Here is a 21,674-nt window from a genome sequence, read left to right as displayed (position 1 = left end):
TGACATTTTATTGAGTCGACAAAAAAGGTCATTAGTAAACTAATGACCTTTGTGAAATATTTTGTACTGTTCTATTGTACCACTCTAAATACATACACTAGTGCACTGAGAATGTTATCTGGCAAACTAATGGCTAACGTTTAGAATAACTCGTTAGCGACTTTGTATAAATCAGTACGTACAGGACGCTTCATATTCTCGATCGCATCAATAATATCATGATGAACCAGCTGCTCTTTCTGTATACCAACACAACGTCCACCTTTGCCTTCCATTAATAAATGCACAGCATAGTTACCCATTCGAGACGCTAACACTCGGTCAAATGCAGTTGGACGACCACCACGTTGGATATGTCCTAAAACAGTCGCACGAGTTTCTCGGCCTGTTGCTTTTTCAATATCTCTAGCTAATTCATTCGCATCCATCATTAGCTCGGTAAGAGTAATAATTGCGTGCTTTTTACCTTTAGCAATGCCACTTTGCAGGCTTTCGATAAGTTCTTCTTTACTCCATGGTTGTTCAGGAGTAATGATATATTCACAACCACCCGCAATAGAAGACATTAACGTTAAATCACCACAGTGACGTCCCATAATTTCAACAATGGAAATACGTTGGTGAGATGATGATGTATCTCGAAGACGGTCAATGTTATCAATAACCGTGTTTAAAGCAGTTAGATAACCGATGGTGTAATCTGTGCCTGCAATATCATTATCGATAGTACCTGGTAAGCCAATACATGGGTAACCCATCTCAGTCAGCTTCTTAGCACCCATATATGAACCGTCACCACCAATAACCACTAAGGCTTCAATGCCATGCTCATTCAGGTTTTCAATTGCTTTTCGACGAGTTGCTTCTTCTCTAAACTCAGGAAAACGCGCAGACCCAAGGAATGTACCACCACGGTTAATCACATCAGAAACGCTAGAGCGATCTAATTTCTCGATTTTACCTTCATACAAACCCTGATAGCCATCATAAATACCGTAGACTTCTATTCCAGATGACAGTGCAGTACGTACAACCCCACGAATCGCTGCGTTCATCCCAGGAGCGTCTCCGCCACTTGTCAAAACACCAATCTTTTTAATCATGCTCACCCTCAATTTTTAATTCAAATTTACAAATTTTAAATGCCAATATTACTAATACTTCATTTACAGGTAGCAATATTAGCCGAATTAATAACATTATTGTTTTATTAGCCCATCGCGTTTTGCTACGTCTTTATTAGGCTAACACACAGTGTAATCTTTCATTTATGTAAGAGTATTACATTTTGGGAAAAAACTTAGTTGATTCATATCAGAATCCGTTTTAGTTTTCCCTTTCAACCAAAGATAGCTCAAAATAATCGTTTTTGTTGATCTAATTATTGAAATTAATTTACCAACTTAACTCTTTTTGTTCTTTTTCCGTTTGATAAACAACAGAGTACGGATCTTGATGTATCATCACATCTGCTGATGGAAATTTTTCTATCAATTTCATTTCCACTTGATCGGATATTTCATGCGCTTGAATTAAACGCATATCATCTTCCAACTCTAAATGTAACTGAATGAATTTTATCGCTCCTGCACTTCGAGTTCTTAACTGATGAACGCCTAAAACCCCTTCCACCGACATGGATAAATTATAAATAATATCCAATTCATCTTTCGGTAACTGTCGATCCAACAATGACTGAATCGCTTCAATCACCATTTTTATCGCACTAATTAATATAAATATACCAATACCAATCGCAAACGTTGCGTCCGCTTGAGTTATGCCAAAATAACTTAATCCGAGTGCAACCATAATCGCAATATTCATATAAATATCAGTTTGATAATGCAGAGAGTCGGCCGCTATCGCTTGGCTTCCGGTCTTCCTCACTACATATTTCTGGAACATAACTAAACCTGCGGTCACAATCGTAGCAAACAGACTAACGTACACACCGTATTCTGGTGACACTAATTCGTGTGGACGAAAGAAACGGTCGATTCCATTAAGGATGAGGAAAAAAGCCGAGCCTGAAATAAACATCGCTTGAGCCAAAGCGGCTAAAGATTCTGCTTTTCCATGCCCAAAAGTGTGCTGCTCATCAGCCGGTTGAAGAGCATAGCGGATCACAACTAAATTAACAGCAGATGCGGCAATATCTAACAGTGAATCGATCAACGACGCCAATATACTCACTGAACCGGTCGTCCACCATGCGATCAATTTAACGACCAATAACAAGCTTGCAATCCCGGTAGCCATCCAAGCTGCCATTGAAACCAGGCGTGTATATTCTTCTTTCATATCTGCTCTAATTAGGAACATCTCCCCGAATTATAACGGGCATGCTGTGACTTGGGTATCATTTATTTTGACATAAAAAAGCCTCCAACATGGGCAAAGCCAACGATTGGAGGTTACTTTAGATTTCGACTAAAAAATCAATACAAGCGATAAGACAGTAATTAGTTATTTTTACCTTTGTTCATTTTTTCACTCATGCGCTCTTGCATGCTTTCTATACGCTCAGCTTGTAGTTCTTTTAATTGTTCTTTTTGTTCAGCGGTCAACACACTCAACATTTCATGTTGATTTTCAAGCTGTTGAACTCGTCTTTCTGTCTGTTTCTCAACCATTAATTTTGCTAATTGCTCAGCTTTTTCTTGATCGAAATCATCGGCTAACACTAAGTCTTGTATTGCTAAGCGATTAGCCTGCATTTCTGCCATGCGTGTCGCTCTATTCGCTCCACGATCTTCTCTGTTTTCATCGCGATTTGCTTGTCGAAGATCTCGTAATTGATCTTTTTGCTCTTCAGTCAAATCTAACTGACGAATCAAGCCTTTATCAAATGAACCTTGTTTTTTTCCGTCCATATTATTTCCACCTTTAGCAAAGGCGCTGGTTGTTGCAAAAACCATTGGAAGAGCGGTAGCAGCGATAATAATTTTTTTAGATAGTTTCATAGGATGTTTCCTCACGTTATTCTTTTTAAGTTAGCTGTCTTCACAGCGGTTAAGTATAGACTAAGGTCTGCACAGTAAAGTAACGTCTATGGAGTGTAAAAAAGCGTAAAGAAGCACGAAACATTTCGCAATAATTATTACAAGCAGCATAGGTTAAGTAAAAAAGCGTAAAGAAATGCGGTAACGGTTAATTTTGTAGGTAAAATCAACCATAATGCTATAAATATGGCCATTTGAGGTAGTAACAATGAGTAACATCCTATTAGTTGACGATGACACTGAATTAACAAGTTTGTTAAAAGAAGTGCTCTCATTTGAAGGCTTTAATATTACCGAAGCTAATAATGGAGAAGCCGGATTAGCTGCAGTCAATGAAAACATTGATCTGATACTTTTAGATGTGATGATGCCTAAAATGAATGGGATGGACATGCTGAAAAAATTACGCAGTTCATGGGACATCCCTGTTCTTATGTTAACTGCAAAAGGTGAAGAGATTGATAGAGTCATTGGTCTAGAACTGGGAGCGGATGACTATCTTGCAAAACCATTCAGTGATAGAGAGCTTCTTGCTCGTATTAAAGCGATTTTAAGAAGAACCCAATCTAACTCTTCTGTTAAATCAACCGACTATGTTCAATATCAAAATATAAAGGTTTACCCAGGAAAACAAGAAGCGTATGTGGATGAACAGTTGTTAGATCTTACCACAACAGAATTGGCCTTACTGCTGCACTTTATTCAAAATCCAGGTGAGTCATTAACAAAAGAAGTGCTCAGTTTAGATGTATTAGGTAAACGATTAGCGCCATTTGATCGAGCAATCGACATGCATGTTTCTAACTTGAGAAAAAAATTACCAGAGCGCAGTGATGGCAAGCCACGAATAAAAACATTACGAGGCCGAGGTTACCTGCTGGTTGAGGAAGGATGATGAGGTTACCCAAGTTCTCTAACCTTTACGGCAGAATTTTTTCTATATTTTGGTTTACCATGCTTTTAGTCTTAATTGCAGTGCTAATAGTGCAAGATTCTGATCCAAGGCAAACTCATACCATTCAAAAAACAAATACTGAAAGGTTAATCAGTTATGCCGAGTACCTACAACATAAATACCAACATGCTCAATCAATTGATGAAATACTAAAAACATACGATAAAAAAAGAAAAGAAGATAAAAGTGGTAGAAAACCGGCCATATTTTTCTCTGATTTAAGTGGTAATTTAATAGATCAAAAAAATCGTCGCCAACGGCGCACTATTCAAAACTTCATCACCAGTTTAGAGTCATTAGAACAACCTCAACAACGACTTTATGGTCGACTAATGGTTGTAGGTCCAATACCGGTAACAGTAGCAAACCAACAAGCATTGTTGTTTATCGCCGGCGAATGGGGCGGCACGCCACCTTTCCTTCTTCAATTATTTGAGCAACCAATAAAACTATTACTGGTCATCATGGCGGTGAGTACCCCTCTACTACTTTGGTTAGCCTATGCATTAAGTAAACCGGCGCGCCGTTTAGAAAACGCCGCGCGCAGAGTCGCGAATGGTGAATTTATTGAAGACCCTGATCTTGAAACAGGTAGCTCTGAATTTAGACAAGCGGGCGCGGCATTCAATCAAATGGTGTTAGCCATCAACCAAATGATATCGGGAAATCAAAGGTTACTTTCCGATATATCTCATGAACTCCGCTCACCATTAACCCGTTTAAGAATGGCAAATGCTTTAGCAACAAGAAAGCAAGGAGAATCCTCTGAGCTCACTCGTATTGACACTGAAGCAGAACGATTAGAGAAGATGATCAGCGAACTTTTAACCTTATCAAGAATGCAAAACAACAGCCATCAAGTCCGCGAGACCCACTCTGCGAGTGTACTTTGGCAAGATATTATTGCTGATGCACAATTTGAAGCAGAACAGCACAAAAAATCACTAACGTATACTAAAGCACCCGATTGTTTAATATCGGGTAATCCAAGTTTATTAATGAGTGCGGTAGAAAATATAATTCGTAATGCAATTCATTATGGCAACACCACGATAACGGTTCATTTTCAGCAGACCAATAAAGCACTAAAAATAGGTGTTGAAGATGATGGAGAAGGCGTTCCAGAAAATGAATTAAAAGATATTTTCAGGCCATTCTATCGAGTATCAACAGCACGAGATAGAAACTCAGGCGGCACAGGATTAGGATTAGCCATAACTGAAAGTGCAGTAAGACAACATAACGGAACTATTCTGGCAGAAAAGAGTACGTTAGGTGGTTTAAAGGTCACGATAACCTTACCCATTGAAAAATAAGCTTACTTTAAAACCTATCAAAATAGGGTCAGTTGTTCTTTGAATGCCGACTGACCCTCGCTATACTCGCACCATTAATCACCAACCTCATAAAATAATCATGCTAGATATTGCCCTTTTTGAACCAGAGATCGCCCCAAACACAGGCAACATAATACGCTTATGTGCCAATTGTGGTGCAAACTTGCATCTTATAGAACCATTAGGCTTTGATTTAGAAGAAAAAAAAGTCCGTCGAGCAGGTTTAGATTATCGAGATTTGGCAAGAGTAAAAAGGCACAAAGATCTAGCGGCATTTATTGAATATTTACAAAATGAACGTGACGGCTCTTTTCGACTATTTGCTTGCACCACCAAAACGACTGGTCATCATGTAGACGCAAAGTTCCAACAAAACGATGTATTGCTCTTTGGTCCAGAAACTCGTGGTTTACCAGCAGAATTAATTGAAAGCTTACCGTTAGAACAAAGAATTCGCATTCCAATGGTACCAGACAGCCGAAGTTTAAATTTATCAAATGCGGTTGCTATTATCGCATTTGAAGCTTGGCGACAATTGGGCTTTGAAGGGGCGATTTAACGATAATTAAATGCACCGACGCGTTTTAGCCATTTGGTTAATGAACCAGTTACCTGATATCACACAGAATAGTTATCGAAAAATTCGATAACCAAATAAAGTAAATGAGATGAGATGGTTGCACAAAATCAGATGGTTGCACAAAATCAGATGGTTGCATAAAAATAGTGGCAACCATCATAGAATAAAGTGGAGTTAAAACGCTTAACCCTAATGACTAATGCTAGTTCAAACGATTATTTGAACCATCATTGTCGTCATCTTTCTTTTCTTCATACTCGCCTTCGAAGGTATTTTTGTCATCATTCGAAGACTGAAAAGGATCCTGTCCAAAAGGACTTTGCCCGAATCCACCTTGAGCATTTCCACCTCGAGCATTGAAACCACTACCGCTTGACATGGTGTTTACTTTTACTCGTTTCATCAACTCTTTTGCTATTTTGGCTCTTGGAGCAGGCAGTAGCACTAACATACCAAGAGTGTCGGTCATAAAGCCAGGAGTTAACAACAATACACCCGCCACTGCTAGCATCACACCTTCTAAAATTTGTTGAGCGGGAAGTTCTCCCTGCTGCAACTTTCCTTGTACCGACATCAATGTCGCGATCCCTTGGCTTCGAACAAGAGATGCACCAGCAAAAGCTGTAATAAGAACCAGAGCAATAGTAGGCCACAAACCTAGAAAACCACCCACTTGAATAAACAAGCCAATTTCAATTATGGGAACCAAGATAAATAGCAACAATAAAATAGGAAACACACGCGCTCCATCTAACAGTTTGATCAGTGAATTTATATTTGAGTGTACTTGTAAAAACAGAAATCAGACAGTGCAATTACAATATTTTACAGTAATATGATGAGATGAAAGTTCGATAGGCCTTACTCGGTCTTATTCTTATCTTATTTGGCTTAGTTGTTAATTTAATATGCGTATTTTTCTCTCTCTGTTACTGATCAGTATATTGTCACTCCCTAATACTGCTCTGGCTTTATTCAATACCCCAAGTTCGTCTAGCTTCACCAGTAGCGATACCTTAAATAACGATAGTTTCAATAACAACGATTCGAAATTTGTTACGGTTCAACAAGCCTTTCCTTTCTATGCGACTCAAATAAACGATGTTGTCCATCTCGAATGGGATGTGCTGGAAGGGTATTACTTGTATCAGCAGCGCCTCTCTATTAGCGTCGAAAGCGCTGAAATTGATCAATTTACTATGCGCGACGGTGAACCGTACAAGGATGAGTTCTTTGGTGCGGTCAACATTTATACTCAACCTTTAACCATCAAAGTACCGCTAATATCAGTTACTGAAAATGCAAAACTGATTGTTCAATATCAAGGTTGTGCGAAAGCAGGGTTTTGTTATCCACCAGAAACTAAAATAATCGACCTAACAACAATCACTCAAACAGACCTATCCCCCTCAATTCAACAGCTGGATAAAAATAGTAACAAGGAAATCACTGCAAGCAATGAGGATCCAATTCAGAGCAACCAAGTGGTGGTGAATGAGGCGCAAATACAAAGTAAAGATACTGAGTTTGCCACGACGATAGCCGACAATTGGTGGACACCCTTTCTATTTTTAGCACTTGGCATCGGTTTGGCTTTCACGCCTTGTGTTCTACCTATGTACCCTATTCTTACCAGCATTGTTCTCGGCAGTGGCCAACTCAGCCAAGCTAGAACCTTTTTCCTTTCCTTTATTTATGTGCAAGGAATGGCGCTTACTTATACTTTGCTTGGTTTAATTGTCGCCTCTGCTGGTTTACAGTTCCAAGCCGCATTACAGCACCCTTATGTTTTAATCAGTCTAAGTATCCTGTTTGTTTTACTCGCCATGTCTATGTTTGGCTTATACACGCTTCAATTGCCTAATAGCATTCAAACTTGGTTAAGTAGCCAAAGTAATAAACAACAGGGAGGCAATATTGCCGGAGTATTTAGCATGGGGGCTATTTCTGGCTTAGTTTGTTCTCCTTGCACAACCGCGCCATTATCTGGCGCATTACTGTATGTCGCGCAGAGTGGGGATTTATTAACAGGGGCAATCGCACTTTACGCTCTGGCTCTAGGCATGGGAATTCCACTAATTGTTGTGGCGGTTTTTGGTAATAAATTGTTGCCGAAGGCAGGAGCGTGGATGGATAGAGTTAAAGTGTTGTTTGGCTTTATTTTACTTGCTGCTCCAATCTTTTTAATCGAAAGAATCATTCCGCAATCATGGGCCATCACATTATGGGCTGTGTTAGGTCTAACGGCATTCGGTTGGCTATACCATATTAAAAATAAGCTCGAATTTGGTGGTTGGAAACAAAGCATAGTAGGCATTATCGCAGTGTTAGGATTAGTCGCCTCGGCAATTCCTATTTATAACCAGTGGTTTACCGATGCATCCAAGCACACATACCAGCCTCAAGTAAGCTTTATTCGTATCACGTCTGTCGATGATTTAGAAACTCAACTTGTCGCAGCAAACAAAGCCAATAAATCGGTAATGCTCGATTTCTATGCCGATTGGTGTGTGGCATGTAAAGAGTTTGAAAAATATACATTTCATACTGCCGAAGTAGAAGACAAGCTAAAAGATTTGGTTCTATTACAAGCAGATGTCACTAAAAACAGTCCAGAAGATATCGCACTGTTTAAACGCTTAAAAGTCATGGGATTACCGACCATCGATTTTTGGGATGCTAACGGTAACTATCGCTCTAATGCAAGATTAACCGGATTCATTGAATCAGAACCTTTTATCACTCACTTAGAAAAACACAAAATTAGCCAATAAGTCATTTATTAATCTATTAGTCAGTAATCAGCAACTTTTGGCTAGATGAAAGAGACCTATCATCTAGCCAAATTGTCCAATTGTTAATCTAATTAAACTTGAAAACTCGTCTCCAAAGCAAAAAAACCACCAACTTGCATAAAAAATCCAATAAAAGTCGATACTGTTCAGAAATTTAACTGTCAAATATTGTCCATTCGTCCAAAGCGGATAATACTTATTCTCGAAGCACAAATTTAACTTAATTATAAAGAGCCCTTAACGTCATGGAATCGACTTACACAATCATCATAGCTGATGACCATCCACTGTTTCGAAATGCCTTATTTCAGTCAATTCACATGGCGATCAGTGGCGCCAACTTGGTAGAAGCAGACTCCCTATCTGCATTACTTGATTTACTCAGCAGAGAAACTGAACCCGATCTACTGTTACTTGATCTGAAAATGCCTGGTGCTAACGGAATGTCAGGCCTGATTCAGTTAAGAGCGGAATACCCCGATCTCCCCATTGTCGTGATATCGGCTAGTGAGGAACCCAATGTTGTCGCTCAAGTAAAAATGCATGGCGCATTTGGCTTTATTCCCAAATCTAGTGATATGCGCTCACTGATTAGCGCACTAAATCAAGTGTTAAGCGGCGATCCGTTTTTCCCAGAAGAACTGCTTAAGAACAGTAATATTAATACTGATCTCGCCGATAAACTGGCTTCACTCACCCCACAACAATACAAAGTTCTAGGTATGTTGTCGGACGGTTTACTCAACAAGCAAATCGCTTACGAACTCAATGTGTCAGAAGCAACAATCAAAGCCCACATGACCGCTATTTTTCGTAAACTAGGCGTACAGAATAGAACTCAAGCGGTCATTCTTCTTCAACACCTTGAGTTAGAAAGTTAAAAATTAGCCCGTTAGACCTTAGGTGTAGTATGTTAGACCTTAGACTATATTAACAAATCATTAACATGCGTTTTTTATAACCCACTTATCATAAACGTCCTTTTTTAGGGCGTTTTTCACTTTTCTCCCTCGACTAAAGTTGCACTGAGATAATAACCAAGTGCTGCTAACCTATATTCCGTAACATTTTATTAACAAGCCGAGAGTTGTGCTCATAACAAGATACAAACGAGTCAATCAGTCTCCGGCTAGCTACATCAATAAATTGTAAACACCTAACAATTAAACGGAAGGAGAAGGCAATGTCATTCGAATCATCGGATCACGCTCAAGCCTACTGGAAGGAAAACCTAACTATCATGGGCTCACTACTCGCCATTTGGTTCATCGTGTCATATGGCGCAGGGATCTTATTTGTCGACGCACTTGATACTATCCAAATTGGTGGATTCAAATTAGGTTTCTGGTTCGCTCAACAAGGTTCAATCTACACATTTGTTGTGTTGATTTTTGTTTACGTTGCGCGCATGAATGCGCTCGACAAGAAATATAACGTACAGGAAGATTAAGAGGTTGTAGAAATGGAAATTCAAACTTGGACGTTTATTCTTGTCGGTATTACTTTTGCACTTTATATCGGCATAGCAATTTGGGCTCGTGCAGGATCAACGAGTGAGTTCTACGTTGCAGGCGGTGGAGTTCACCCGGTAGCAAATGGTATGGCAACCGCAGCGGATTGGATGTCAGCAGCATCATTTATCTCAATGGCAGGTATTATCTCATTCGTCGGTTATGACGGTGGTGTATACCTGATGGGTTGGACTGGTGGTTATGTATTACTAGCACTTTGTCTTGCACCTTACCTCCGTAAGTTCGGTAAATTTACCGTACCTGATTTTATCGGTGATCGTTACTATTCTAGAACCGCCCGTATGGTTGCGGTATTCTGTGCGATTTTCGTATCATTCACTTATGTTGCAGGTCAAATGCGTGGCGTTGGTGTGGTATTTGCGCGCTTCCTCGAAGTTGATATTAATATGGGTATCATCATCGGTATGGGTGTGGTGTTCTTCTATGCTGTATTAGGTGGAATGAAAGGAATTACTTACACTCAAGTTGCTCAATATTGTGTACTGATCTTCGCCTTTATGGTGCCTGCAATCTTTACCTCACTTATGATGACTGGATCTCCGGTTCCTCAAATTGGATTCGGCTCTACCATTTCTGGAACAGATGTCTATCTACTTGATAAATTAGATGGTTTAGCTGAAGAACTTGGCTTTACCGCATACACCAATGGTACCAAGAGTACTATTGATGTCTTCTTTATCACTGCCGCTCTTATGGTCGGTACAGCAGGACTACCTCACGTTATTATTCGCTTTTTTACGGTTCCTAAAGTATCTGATGCACGTATCTCAGCAGGTTGGGCTCTCATTTTTATCTCTATTCTTTACACCACAGCACCAGCGGTTGCCGCATTTGCTCGTGTTAATATGATAGAAACGATCAATGGGCCAGAAATGCAAGGTGTCGCTGCAGCAGAAGCACCAAGTTGGTATAAAAACTGGGAGAGTACTGGGCTAGTCTCTTGGGATGATAAAAACGGTGATGGCAAGATGTTCTACTCTGGCGATGAACGCAATGAAATGAACATTAACCGCGATATCATTGTATTAGCATCACCTGAACTGGCCAAACTACCAAACTGGGTTGTCGCATTGTTAGCTGCTGGTGGTCTAGCCGCTGCACTATCAACCGCTGCAGGTCTATTGTTAGTTATTTCGACCTCTATTTCTCACGACTTGTTGAAGAAAGGATTTAGGCCCAATATGACCGACAAACAAGAACTGTTTGCTGCTCGGCTAGCCGCTTTCTTTGCAATAATCTGCGCCGGTTACCTTGGGATTAACCCGCCAGGCTTCGTCGCACAAGTGGTCGCTTTTGCCTTTGGTTTAGCAGCCGCATCCTTCTTCCCAGCCATTATTTTGGGTATCTTCTACAAGAAGATGAACAAAGAAGGTGCCATTGCCGGTATGCTTTCTGGTATCGCTTTTACCACTATTTATATCGTCTATTTCAAGTTCATTAACCCAGCAGCCAACGTGCCTGAAAACTGGTTATTTAGCATCAGTCCTGAAGGTATCGGTACACTAGGTATGTGTGTCAACTTTGTTGTTTCTCTTGTTGTGAACAAGTTTACTGCAGAAGTACCACAAGATGTTCAAGAAATGGTTGAGTCAATTCGCTATCCAAAAGGATCAGGCGCAGCTCACGATCATTAATTAACCGTTAGATTAACGACCAAAGCCGATGCTAAGTAGCATCGGCTTTTTTATTCGGAACAAAATATCTTATTATACGATTTTTATATTAGTCATCTGGCTGAACGCGGTTCAGAACTGCTCTTAATTTAAGAGGTTTAACAGGCTTGGCAATAAAATCAAAACCGTTCGACTTAATCGCACTTATCATATCTTCTGTTCTATCCGCACTAATAATAATGCCTGCAAACTTATTGCCCAAACGTAAACGGAATTGCTGCAGTACCTCTAATCCTGTTCTATCGTTATCTAAACGATAGTCGGAAAAAATCACCTGCGGTATCCAATCGTCCTGTAGTAATTGCAAGCTTTCCACCAAATCTCGTGCCGTTCGAACATCACAGCCCCAGCGTTCTAGTAACGTTCTCATACCGGTTAGTATTTCTAATTCATTATCGACACAAATCACTCTGACATTCAATAAAGGGGCAATTTCTGTTTTTTCAACGACTTCAATCATGGTTTCGGCTCTTTCCGCTCGATCGACAGTGATTGAAAAAACAGAACCTTCATCAGGCCAAGAGCGCAAACCAATATCATGTTCAAGTACTCGGGCAATACCTCTAGAAATAGCTAAACCGATACCCAATCCCTGAGAAACGTGATTCGCATCTCCACGGGTGAATTCGTCAAAAATTTCAGATTGCTTGTCTTGGGCAATACCAACGCCATTATCCCAAACCTCTATTCTGACCTGCCCTTGTACACGACGAGTGCCCAACACTACTTTGCCTTTTGGGTTGTACCGAAAGGCATTAGTTAAAAAGTTCTGTAAAACTCGACGTAACAACTTGGCATCAGAATGAACAATCAGATTGGATGGGATCATTTTAAAGTCAATTTGTTGCTTGTTAGCTAAGGCACTAAACTCAGCATTTAAGGTATTTAACACATCGTTTAATTTGAAACTTTTTATATCGGTTTTCAATTTCCCTGACTCTAATCGAGAAATATCTAACAAATCACCAATCAGTTCTTCAGCCGCCGCTAAGGCACTCTCTATATTGTTAGACAGCTGCTTAATTTCTTTATTTTTTGCGGTTTTAGCATCGGCCTCAACACCGAAATCCTTATCAGCATCAAACGAATGAACCACTTCAGACAAAGATGAGGAAAATAAACGAGCAGCATTGAGCGGTTGCATTAAATCATGACTTACTGCCGCTAAAAAACGTGTCTTAGATTGAGATTCACTATTAGCACTTTGCGTAGCAAGCACCAAACGCTTATTCAAATCCTCTAATTCTTGGGTTCTTTTTTGCACTCTAGATTCTAAGTTTTCGTTCACCTCTTTTAACGTCTTTTCCGCTTCACGGAATGCAGTAATATCGGAAAAACTCATAACAAAGCCACCACCAGGCATGGGATTGCCTTGAACTTCTATCACAGTCCCGTCAGGATAAACTCGTGATGAAGTGTGTTGCGTTCCGCATTCTAAATGATAAACCCGTTTGCGAACATGCTCCTCTGGATCACCCGGCCCACACAAACCCATTTGAGCGTTATGACGAATAACTTCCGCGATCGGCCGACCAACTTGGATAAGTCCAGCAGGAAATTCAAATAGCTCTAAGTAACGTTGATTCCAAGCCACCAGCCTCAACTGTTTATCCACCACGGTAATCCCTTGGCTAATATGTTCAATCGCCCCCTGTAATAAGCCTCGGCTGAAGTCATACAATTCTGACGCTTCGTCAACAATCGTCGCCACTTCTTCTAGCTGCATTTTTTTACCTTGCAAAGCAGAAGTAAGTACTAACTTAGCGGATGAAGCTCCAAAAACACCAGCAAGAACACGTTCGGTATGACGAATTAAACCGGATGAGGCTTGCTGGTTGGGTAATAAAGTGTGCTGTTCTTTATGCCAATAATGATTAAACGCCGTACGCGCACGTGCTCTGCCTACAAAACGTGCTGCAAGCATTTCAAGCTCCGCGACCGTTACTCGGCTTTGGTACAAACTCATGTTTTCATTTTCTGGTAATGGGGTTCCTACAAATGCAGCCGACTGCAAACGTTCGCTAAGACTAGAGCGAGTAAACATCGAAACCACAACATAGCAGCCAGCATTAACTAAGACACTTAATGCCATTCCCCAATCAGTTGAGGTTAGTGACCAATTGGCTAAAAACTGAGGTGGGCTAATTATCCATAATAAAAAATTACTTTCAGAATCACCCGCTAACATATCCGTCTGGCTCATTAAAGTAATAACCCAAATAGTAAAGCCAGCCAGTAAGCCAATATACACCCCTTTTTTATTGCCTAATCGCCAATACATGCCACCAATGAGTGCAGGAGAAAATTGCGCAATAGCGGCAAATGACAGCAACCCAATAACAGACAATGAACGGATATTATCCAGTGCCATGTAAAAGCCCCAAGCTGCAAATAGAATCAGCAATATCAACACTCTGCGAATGTTAAGCAACAAACCGGAAAAGTGTTGATGAGTACGCTGAGAAAAACGCATTCTTCTCAACAGAAGAGGTAATACAAGGTCATTTGAAACCATAATAGCCAAAGCAATAGTCGACACGATAACCATGCCACTTGCCGCGGAAGTCCCTCCTAAAAATGCCAACAGTGCAATGTCATTAGCACCAACAGAAAGTGGCAACGAAATCACATAAGCATCGGCGGGACTACCAGCTAATAAACTCTGACCAACCCAAGAAATAGGTAAAACAAACAACCCCATTAACACAAGATAAGTAGGAAAGACTCGACGTGCGACGTGCAAATCTTGCGCCCTTTCATTTTCAACTACCATGGTATGAAATTGCCTAGGCAAACAAACGATCGCTGCCATTGTTAATAGCGTATGGATAACCATGCTAGGAATATTAGGTGCTTGATAGGTTTCAATAGCGATATCAACTAAGTTAATTTCGGAACGACTTAACGCGAGGTAAACAATAAACAAACCCACAATAAGAAAAGCGCCTAATTTCACCAGTGATTCAAAAGCAATTGCCATCATCATACCACGATGATGTTCAGTGTTATCAATATGGCGAGTACCAAACAAGGTGGTAAATACCGCTAATGCACCCACCACAAACCATGAAATATGGCTGTCCTTATAGCCCAGTTGCGACGTTAATTCAGGTGCGAGAATATCTAGCCCCATTGTAATGCCACGTAATTGCAAGGCAATGTATGGAAGAATACCGACAACGGCAATGAGAGTGACGGTAACAGCAAGCCCTTGAGATTTACCGTAACGTGCGGCGATAAAGTCAGCAATAGAAGTAATGTGTTCACGTTTAGCGATAAGAATGAGACGAGCAATCACTCGCCAGCCCAAGGTAAAGACTAATATCGGCGCAATATAAATCGGCAAAAAAGACCAAGGATTATTACTGGCTTGCCCAACCGTTCCATAAAATGTCCACGAAGTACAATAAACCGCAATAGATAAACTGTATATCCACGGTCTCCATTGAGATAACCATCGGGACTGCCTATCGCCATACCACGCAACCAAAAAAAGAATACCTAAATATGTGAGAGTAACAGGAACAACAATCCATCCTTGCATTTTCGTATCCTTGAACCATGCTAATTAACTAAAAAAAGCCGAAGTATAAAACTTCGACTTTAGTAGTGTAGTTAAAGAATTGTTAATACTCAGGTGGTTAGCTCGGAATCTGTGGCTTGGGTTGGCCTTTTTTTGAATCAACCCGAATAAACAAGGCTAGAATACCCATTCCTGCCATAAACCAGAATACATTTGCGCCCCAAAGCTCAAATCCAATACCACTCAATGCAGTCATAACCGCAGTAAAGGCTCCCATAGGAATGGCATTATATAATGCTTGCAACGGCACCATTTCATTCTGATTAGCACGTTGAATATATTGAATTGCAGCAAGGTGAGCAGTGGCAAACGTCGCACCATGCAATAATTGAATAAATCCTAATGCCCAAATATCGGTAATTGATGCGGTTAAGCCCCAACGCACAGCAATACCGGTAGAAGCGATCAAAAACATGGTGCGAATACTCACATCATTAAATAACTTTTTACTGGTAGCAAAAACCGTAATTTCAGCGATAACTCCAATGCTCCACAAATAACCAATGATGTTTTCTGAATGACCAACCGATTTCCAATAAATAGTGCTAAAGCTATAGTATGCCGCATGACTACCATGAATTAATGACATTAAAACTAAAAAACGAAATACATCAGGTTTAGTCATTAAAGCAAATAATTTAGGGCGTATCGAATCTTGGTCATCGTCACTTTTAGGTGGCGGATTGGGCGTTCGCATCGAGAGTAATAGACCAACGGTAATACCGGCTAGAGCGGTATGTACAATCATGTCGGTGCCATATACAGAAATCAAATAGCCAACACAAGTAGACCCAGCAATGAAGGCAATCGAGCCCCACAACCGTGTTCGGCCATAATCTAGTTTACCCAGTTTGGCATAGTAATTGGCCATTGCATCTGAAAGTGGGATCGCAGGACCAACGCACAAGTTGAACAAAATAGTCGCACCAGCCATTAGCCAGAAATCACCACCAGTGAAGAAATGGAACCAAATAAAAATTACCGAAAAGAAACTAAGCCAACGAATTGCCGGCAATAAATATTCGACTTTATGTAAGCGTGGGGTAATAACTAGGTTAGCAATAAAACGGGTAGCAAAAGCCAAGCCCATAAGTAAACCTATATCACTGGCAGAGACGCCTTGTTCTTTAAACCATAGTGCCCAAAATGGAATATAAACACCATAAGCAAAAAAGAAACCAATAAAATACTGAGATATCCAACCATGAGGGGAAGGGGAAAACATAATTAACCTAGCTATTTATAATAATCGAAAATTCCTCGCTATTATGCCTACGATTTGATCAGTTAAAAAGGGAACAATTAATTGATTTTCTGTTCCTACTTCCAGTTCCTTTCAATGATATAAATATCAAAAAAACCGATACCAGCTTGATGGTATTAAAACGGCCATTAGACCAAAGTCGTCTGGAGGTTCAAAGGAAACTTGCCAGACTATGTATAAGTAAGTCTATTTGGAGCAACGCTCACCATGCCTGATAAATTTAATATGCAATCACCGCCCTTTGATCGACTATCAGAGAACCAACAACTCTTACTGAAGTCTTCTCTGGATGTCGCTTATTACCGAGCAAAAGATCAATTGGTAACAGCAGGAGAAAAGAATAAATTTTTGCATATTTTAATAAAAGGAGTCGTTGAAGAGCGATCGGCCGATAACGTAGAGGTTTTTGCTCATTATGCCAATGATGATATTTTTGACGTTCGATCTCAATTTGATCATTTATCCAAACATAATTATATCGCTCTAGAAGATACGCTTTGCTATTTACTGCCTAACGATAAATTTCTGCAACTTTACCATTCCAACGGTGAGTTCGCGGCCTATTTTGATAACAGTTTGTCTAAACGACGCCAATTAATTAAAGCCGCTCAACAACAACAAAACTTAGCTGAATTTATACTCACTAGAGTAGATCGTTCTATTTACCACCCTCCACTTATTATCACAGCCGAGCTGCCTTTGGCTGAGGCCACACAATTGCTTAAAGACAATGGCGTTGACGCCGCTCTGGTTAAACTCAATGAAGACGATAAAAGGATACTCGATAACAGTAATGAACGCCCTTATGGCATCGTCACTCGAACCAACATGCTGCATGCCGTCATGTTAGATAAACGGCCATTAAATACTGCCATTGGTGACATCGTTACTTTTCCTGTCTTTCACGTAGATGATGGTGATTTTCTATTTAATGCCATGATCACAATGACAAAACAGAAAATGAAAAGAGTGATGGTGTGCGATGGCAACAATGCGGTCGGCATGTTAGATATGACTCAAATACTCAGTGCTTTTTCTACTCATTCTCATGTATTAACCCTTAGTATTGCTCGTGCAAGCAGTATTGATGAGCTTGCTCTCGCAGCCAACCGACAAAGAAACTTAGTCGAAAGCTTAATTACCAACGGTATTCGAACCCGTTTTATCATGGAACTTATTTCCGCGGTTAACGAACAAATCATCGAAAAAGCATTCGAATTGGTCTTGCCGCCAACGGTGCATAATGAGGTATGTTTGATCGTGCTAGGTTCTGAAGGTCGAGGAGAGCAAATTTTAAAAACCGACCAAGATAACGCATTAATAATAAAACAAGGGGTTGATATTGCCGATTTATCTGATCTTATGAATACCCTCACCCACACTTTACAACAACTCGGTTACCCTCTTTGTCCCGGAAACGTTATGGTCAATAATCCGCAGTGGGTAAAACATGAAAAGGAATGGGAAAAAACTTTAAATCTTTGGATATCAAGCTCTAAACCGGAGCAAGTCATGAAGTTAGCGATTATGGCCGATGCTCATGCCGTTGCGGGAAACACTGCGTTACTTACTCCCATAAAAAAACACTTGATTGACAAAATGACTGCGCAAGAACTGATTCTGGCCGAATTTACCAAACCTGCATTAAGCTTTTCGACACCACTCACTTTATTCGGCAACGTTAAATCCTCTAAACAAGGATTAGATATAAAGTCTGGAGGTTTATTTCCTATTGTTCACGGCGTTAGAGCATTGAGCCTAGAATACGCAATCGAAGAAAATAACACGTTTGATAGATTGCTTGCCCTAACCAATAAAAAGGTACTGGAAAAAGAGACCGCCGATAACCTTAGTGAAGCCTTTAAATTGTTTGTAAAACTGCGATTAACACAGCAACTATCGCAACAACACAGCCACAACATAATTGATTTAAAATTATTAGAACGAACCGAACGGGATCTACTTCGCCATAGCTTTCACGTCGTCAAAAAATTCAAGCAATGGCTTGAATACCATTACCAGATAAGAGATTAACTATGAATTTTTTTAGACGTAACTGGTGGTATTACAAGCTAAAAGACTCGCCTTATCGTGAACTTTTTGCCAAAAATTCACATCAAGAATTGATTTCTCTCGATTGTGAAACCACAAGCTTAGACCCTAAGCGAGCTGAACTCGTTACTATAGCCGCAACCAAAATCATTGGTAACCGAATCATTACTAGCGAACCTTTTCATATTCGCTTACGTGCCCCTCAATCTTTGGATTCTGGATCGGTTCGCATTCATCATATTCGCCATCAAGATCTAATTGGAGGAATAAGCGAAAAAGAAGCGATAACAGCACTAATAAATTTTATCGGTAATCGACCTTTAGTCGGATACCATATCCGTTATGATAAAACCATATTAGACATTGCATGCCAAAAACAATTGGGCTTTCCGTTGCCTAATAAATTGATTGAGGTGAGCCATATTTATCATGAAATGTTAGAAAAACATTTACCCAATGCGTATTTCGACCTCAGCTTAGATGCGATCTGTAAGCATTTAAATCTCCCTTCACAAACTCACAAACATGATGCATTGCAAGATGCAATCTCAGCAGCCCTTGTCTACGTTAGATTAACTTACGGAGACTTACCCGAATTAACCTCCGCTTATAGACGATAGATTCTCACCATCAATATATCCTAAAGTCTAATTGAGAAAAATTCGTTAATAACCGAAAGTTATAAAACTCAACAACACAGTGCTTATCAAAATAACAGTATTTTTCAAAATAACAGTGCTTGCCAAAATGAACTCAACGGAAGTTTGCTTATATCACAAGGAGAGAAGCAATGAGTGTGTATCCAGTCAAAGAAAATATTAAAGCCACCACCCACGCGGACAATGAAACCTACCTTTCTATGTACCAACAGTCGGTTAGTGATCCGGAAGGTTTTTGGGGAGAGCATGGCAAAATTGTCGATTGGATTAAGCCATACACCCAGGTTAAAAGTACCTCTTTCGATACTGGGCACGTTGATATACGCTGGTTTGAAGATGGAACATTGAATGTTTCGGCTAACTGTATTGACCGACATCTAGCCCAAAAAGGCGATGAGGTTGCCATCATTTGGGAAGGTGATGATCCAACACAAGATCAAACATTAACCTTCAATGAATTACACCAAAAGGTGTGTCAATTTTCTAACGCGTTAAAAGAAGCGGGTGTGCATAAAGGCGATGTAGTTTGTCTTTACATGCCAATGGTACCAGAAGCCGCGGTAGCCATGCTGGCTTGTACCCGTATTGGAGCTGTTCACACTGTTGTTTTTGGCGGTTTCTCTCCAGAAGCTTTATCTGGTCGCATAATCGATTCTAACGCGAAAGTCGTCGTCACAGCCGATGAAGGCGTTCGTGCAGGGCGTGCAGTACCATTGAAAAAGAACGTCGACGAAGCACTAACCAACCCTGAAACAAGCAGTGTCAGCAAAGTAATGGTACTGCAACGAACAGGTGGTGATATCGAATGGCATGAACATCGTGATATTTGGTGGCACGAAGCAACTGCCACTGTTTCAGATGATTGTCCGCCTGAAGAGATGAAGGCAGAAGATCCACTATTTATTCTTTATACATCAGGTTCAACTGGCAAACCTAAAGGTGTTCTGCACACAACAGGGGGCTACCTTGTTTATGCGGCGATGACCTTTAAATATGTGTTTGACTATAATGACAGTGACACATTTTGGTGTACCGCTGACGTCGGTTGGATAACTGGCCATACCTACTTAGTTTACGGGCCATTAGCCAATGGCGCAAAAACCATTCTATTTGAGGGTGTACCTAATTATCCAAACACAAATCGAATGAGTGAAGTAGTCGATAAACATCAAGTTTCTATTTTATATACCGCTCCAACAGCGATTCGAGCCCTGATGGCCAAAGGCAATGAAGCGATTGAAGGCACCAACCGAAACAGTTTACGTATTATGGGCTCGGTAGGTGAACCTATAAACCCAGAAGCCTGGGAGTGGTACTACAAAACTATCGGCAATGAAAAATCCCCTATCGTTGATACATGGTGGCAAACAGAAACCGGTGGCATTCTTATTTCTCCGCTACCCGGAGCCACCGCTTTGAAACCGGGTTCGGCGACTCGCCCATTCTTCGGCGTGCAGCCAGCCCTAGTCGATAATATGGGAAATATCATTGAAGGGGCAACCGACGGAAACTTAGTTATCTTAGATTCGTGGCCGGGTCAAATGCGCAGTATTTATGGTGACCATGATCGCTTTGAGCAGACCTATTTTTCTACTTTTAAAGGCATGTACTTTACCAGTGATGGCGCTCGTCGTGACGAAGATGGTTACTACTGGATCACTGGTCGTGTAGATGATGTTCTTAATGTATCGGGTCACAGGATGGGAACAGCTGAAATTGAATCCGCACTGGTTGCCTTCGATAAAATAGCAGAAGCGGCAATTGTTGGTGTTCCTCATGATATTAAAGGACAAGCTATCTATGCCTACATCACGCTAAATTCGGGTGAATATCCAAGTGCAGAACTGCATAAAGAAGTAAAAGATTGGGTGAGAAAAGAGATAGGTCCAATTGCGACCCCCGATGTGTTGCACTGGACAGACTCGCTCCCGAAAACTCGTTCAGGTAAAATAATGCGCCGTATATTGCGTAAAATAGCCACTGGCGACACCAGTAATTTAGGCGATACCTCGACATTAGCCGACCCAAGTGTTGTCGATAAACTGATCGCTGAAAAAGCCGAAATGTCCTAACCGAATGGATTAAACAAAGATAATTTCTACCATTTAGCGCTATTTTTTATAGCGCTTTTTTTATTTTCTTACTGGCAAATTTTGCTAGTTTGCGCAGTTATAAAAATACAATTTAAAAATCCTACTATTTTATTGTCTACTGAACATCGCAAAATCACACAAAAAAT

At 40.4% G+C, this 21,674-nt stretch carries 16 protein-coding genes; 10 read left to right on the top strand and 6 right to left on the bottom strand.

Annotation, left to right across the window (positions count from 1 at the left end; all coding sequences use genetic code 11):
* Window positions 1–140: 140 nt before the first annotated feature.
* The 3 genes from pfkA to ACLKML_RS12975 form a co-directional block, all read right to left on the bottom strand.
* Window positions 141–1,103, bottom strand: a complete 963-nt coding sequence (pfkA, locus tag ACLKML_RS12985; RefSeq protein ID WP_413285661.1) for a 6-phosphofructokinase — start codon at window positions 1,101–1,103, stop codon at window positions 141–143.
* A 292-nt stretch (window positions 1,104–1,395) separates the two neighbouring features.
* Window positions 1,396–2,304 (bottom strand): CDF family cation-efflux transporter FieF, encoded by a 909-nt coding sequence (fieF, locus tag ACLKML_RS12980; RefSeq protein ID WP_413285660.1) that lies wholly within the window; start codon window positions 2,302–2,304, stop codon window positions 1,396–1,398.
* Window positions 2,305–2,465: 161 nt separating this feature from the next.
* Entirely contained in the window at window positions 2,466–2,966 is a 501-nt protein-coding gene (locus ACLKML_RS12975) for a CpxP family protein (protein ID WP_413285659.1), read from the bottom strand.
* A gap of 247 nt (window positions 2,967–3,213) precedes the next feature.
* On the opposite strand from ACLKML_RS12975, the gene ACLKML_RS12970 reads away from it, so the two are divergent.
* From ACLKML_RS12970 to ACLKML_RS12960, 3 genes are all read left to right on the top strand, one after another.
* The gene (locus ACLKML_RS12970) at window positions 3,214–3,900 is read left to right on the top strand and encodes a response regulator (RefSeq protein ID WP_413285658.1); all 687 of its coding nucleotides are present in this window, start codon (window positions 3,214–3,216) and stop codon (window positions 3,898–3,900) included.
* Window positions 3,900–5,276, top strand: a complete 1,377-nt coding sequence (cpxA, locus tag ACLKML_RS12965; protein ID WP_413285879.1) for an envelope stress sensor histidine kinase CpxA — start codon at window positions 3,900–3,902, stop codon at window positions 5,274–5,276. The genes ACLKML_RS12970 and cpxA overlap by 1 nt, the downstream gene beginning before the upstream one ends.
* A 100-nt stretch (window positions 5,277–5,376) precedes the next feature.
* Window positions 5,377–5,856, top strand: coding sequence for a tRNA (cytidine(34)-2'-O)-methyltransferase (locus ACLKML_RS12960; RefSeq protein ID WP_317717914.1), 480 nt, complete (start codon window positions 5,377–5,379; stop codon window positions 5,854–5,856).
* Between the two features lie 223 nt (window positions 5,857–6,079).
* Here ACLKML_RS12960 and ACLKML_RS12955 read toward each other — a convergent pair whose 3' ends face one another.
* A complete protein-coding gene (locus ACLKML_RS12955) occupies window positions 6,080–6,616 on the bottom strand; it encodes an FxsA family protein (RefSeq protein ID WP_413285657.1) in 537 nt (178 codons plus the stop codon).
* A 169-nt stretch (window positions 6,617–6,785) separates the two neighbouring features.
* On the opposite strand from ACLKML_RS12955, the gene ACLKML_RS12950 reads away from it, so the two are divergent.
* From ACLKML_RS12950 to ACLKML_RS12935, 4 genes are all read left to right on the top strand, one after another.
* A complete protein-coding gene (locus ACLKML_RS12950) occupies window positions 6,786–8,651 on the top strand; it encodes a protein-disulfide reductase DsbD (RefSeq protein WP_413285656.1) in 1,866 nt (621 codons plus the stop codon).
* Window positions 8,652–8,917: 266 nt separating this feature from the next.
* Window positions 8,918–9,553: a response regulator gene (locus ACLKML_RS12945; protein ID WP_413285655.1), complete on the top strand. Its 636-nt coding sequence runs from the start codon at window positions 8,918–8,920 to the stop codon at window positions 9,551–9,553.
* A gap of 302 nt (window positions 9,554–9,855) precedes the next feature.
* Window positions 9,856–10,122, top strand: a complete 267-nt coding sequence (locus tag ACLKML_RS12940) for a DUF4212 domain-containing protein (protein WP_317717918.1) — start codon at window positions 9,856–9,858, stop codon at window positions 10,120–10,122.
* 12 nt (window positions 10,123–10,134) lie between these two features.
* Window positions 10,135–11,838 carry a sodium:solute symporter family protein gene (locus tag ACLKML_RS12935; RefSeq protein WP_413285654.1) on the top strand — a complete coding sequence of 568 codons (1,704 nt, stop codon included), beginning with the start codon at window positions 10,135–10,137 and terminating at the stop codon, window positions 11,836–11,838.
* An 88-nt stretch (window positions 11,839–11,926) separates the two neighbouring features.
* Here the strand turns inward: ACLKML_RS12935 and ACLKML_RS12930 are convergent, their stop codons facing one another.
* Window positions 11,927–15,421 carry a PAS-domain containing protein gene (locus ACLKML_RS12930; protein WP_413285653.1) on the bottom strand — a complete coding sequence of 1,165 codons (3,495 nt, stop codon included), beginning with the start codon at window positions 15,419–15,421 and terminating at the stop codon, window positions 11,927–11,929.
* A 97-nt stretch (window positions 15,422–15,518) separates the two neighbouring features.
* Window positions 15,519–16,685 carry a 3-phenylpropionate MFS transporter gene (locus ACLKML_RS12925; RefSeq protein WP_413285652.1) on the bottom strand — a complete coding sequence of 389 codons (1,167 nt, stop codon included), beginning with the start codon at window positions 16,683–16,685 and terminating at the stop codon, window positions 15,519–15,521.
* A gap of 246 nt (window positions 16,686–16,931) precedes the next feature.
* Here ACLKML_RS12925 and ACLKML_RS12920 point away from each other — a divergent pair, with 246 nt between their 5' ends.
* From ACLKML_RS12920 to acs, 3 genes are all read left to right on the top strand, one after another.
* Complete coding sequence (locus ACLKML_RS12920) at window positions 16,932–18,758, top strand: DUF294 nucleotidyltransferase-like domain-containing protein (protein WP_413285651.1); 1,827 nt, start codon at window positions 16,932–16,934, stop codon at window positions 18,756–18,758.
* A 2-nt stretch (window positions 18,759–18,760) separates the two neighbouring features.
* Window positions 18,761–19,396, top strand: a complete 636-nt coding sequence (locus tag ACLKML_RS12915) for a 3'-5' exonuclease (protein WP_413285650.1) — start codon at window positions 18,761–18,763, stop codon at window positions 19,394–19,396.
* Between the two features lie 170 nt (window positions 19,397–19,566).
* On the top strand, window positions 19,567–21,507 hold the full coding sequence (acs, locus tag ACLKML_RS12910) for an acetate--CoA ligase (RefSeq protein ID WP_413285649.1): 1,941 nt from the start codon (window positions 19,567–19,569) through the stop codon (window positions 21,505–21,507).
* Window positions 21,508–21,674: the final 167 nt, after the last annotated feature.

The sequence above is a fragment of the Vibrio sp. MA40-2 genome (assembly GCF_047302445.1).
Classification (GTDB): domain Bacteria; phylum Pseudomonadota; class Gammaproteobacteria; order Enterobacterales; family Vibrionaceae; genus Vibrio.
Note: the sequence above shows the minus strand (reverse complement) of the source record. Positions and strands in the feature narration are given on the sequence as shown.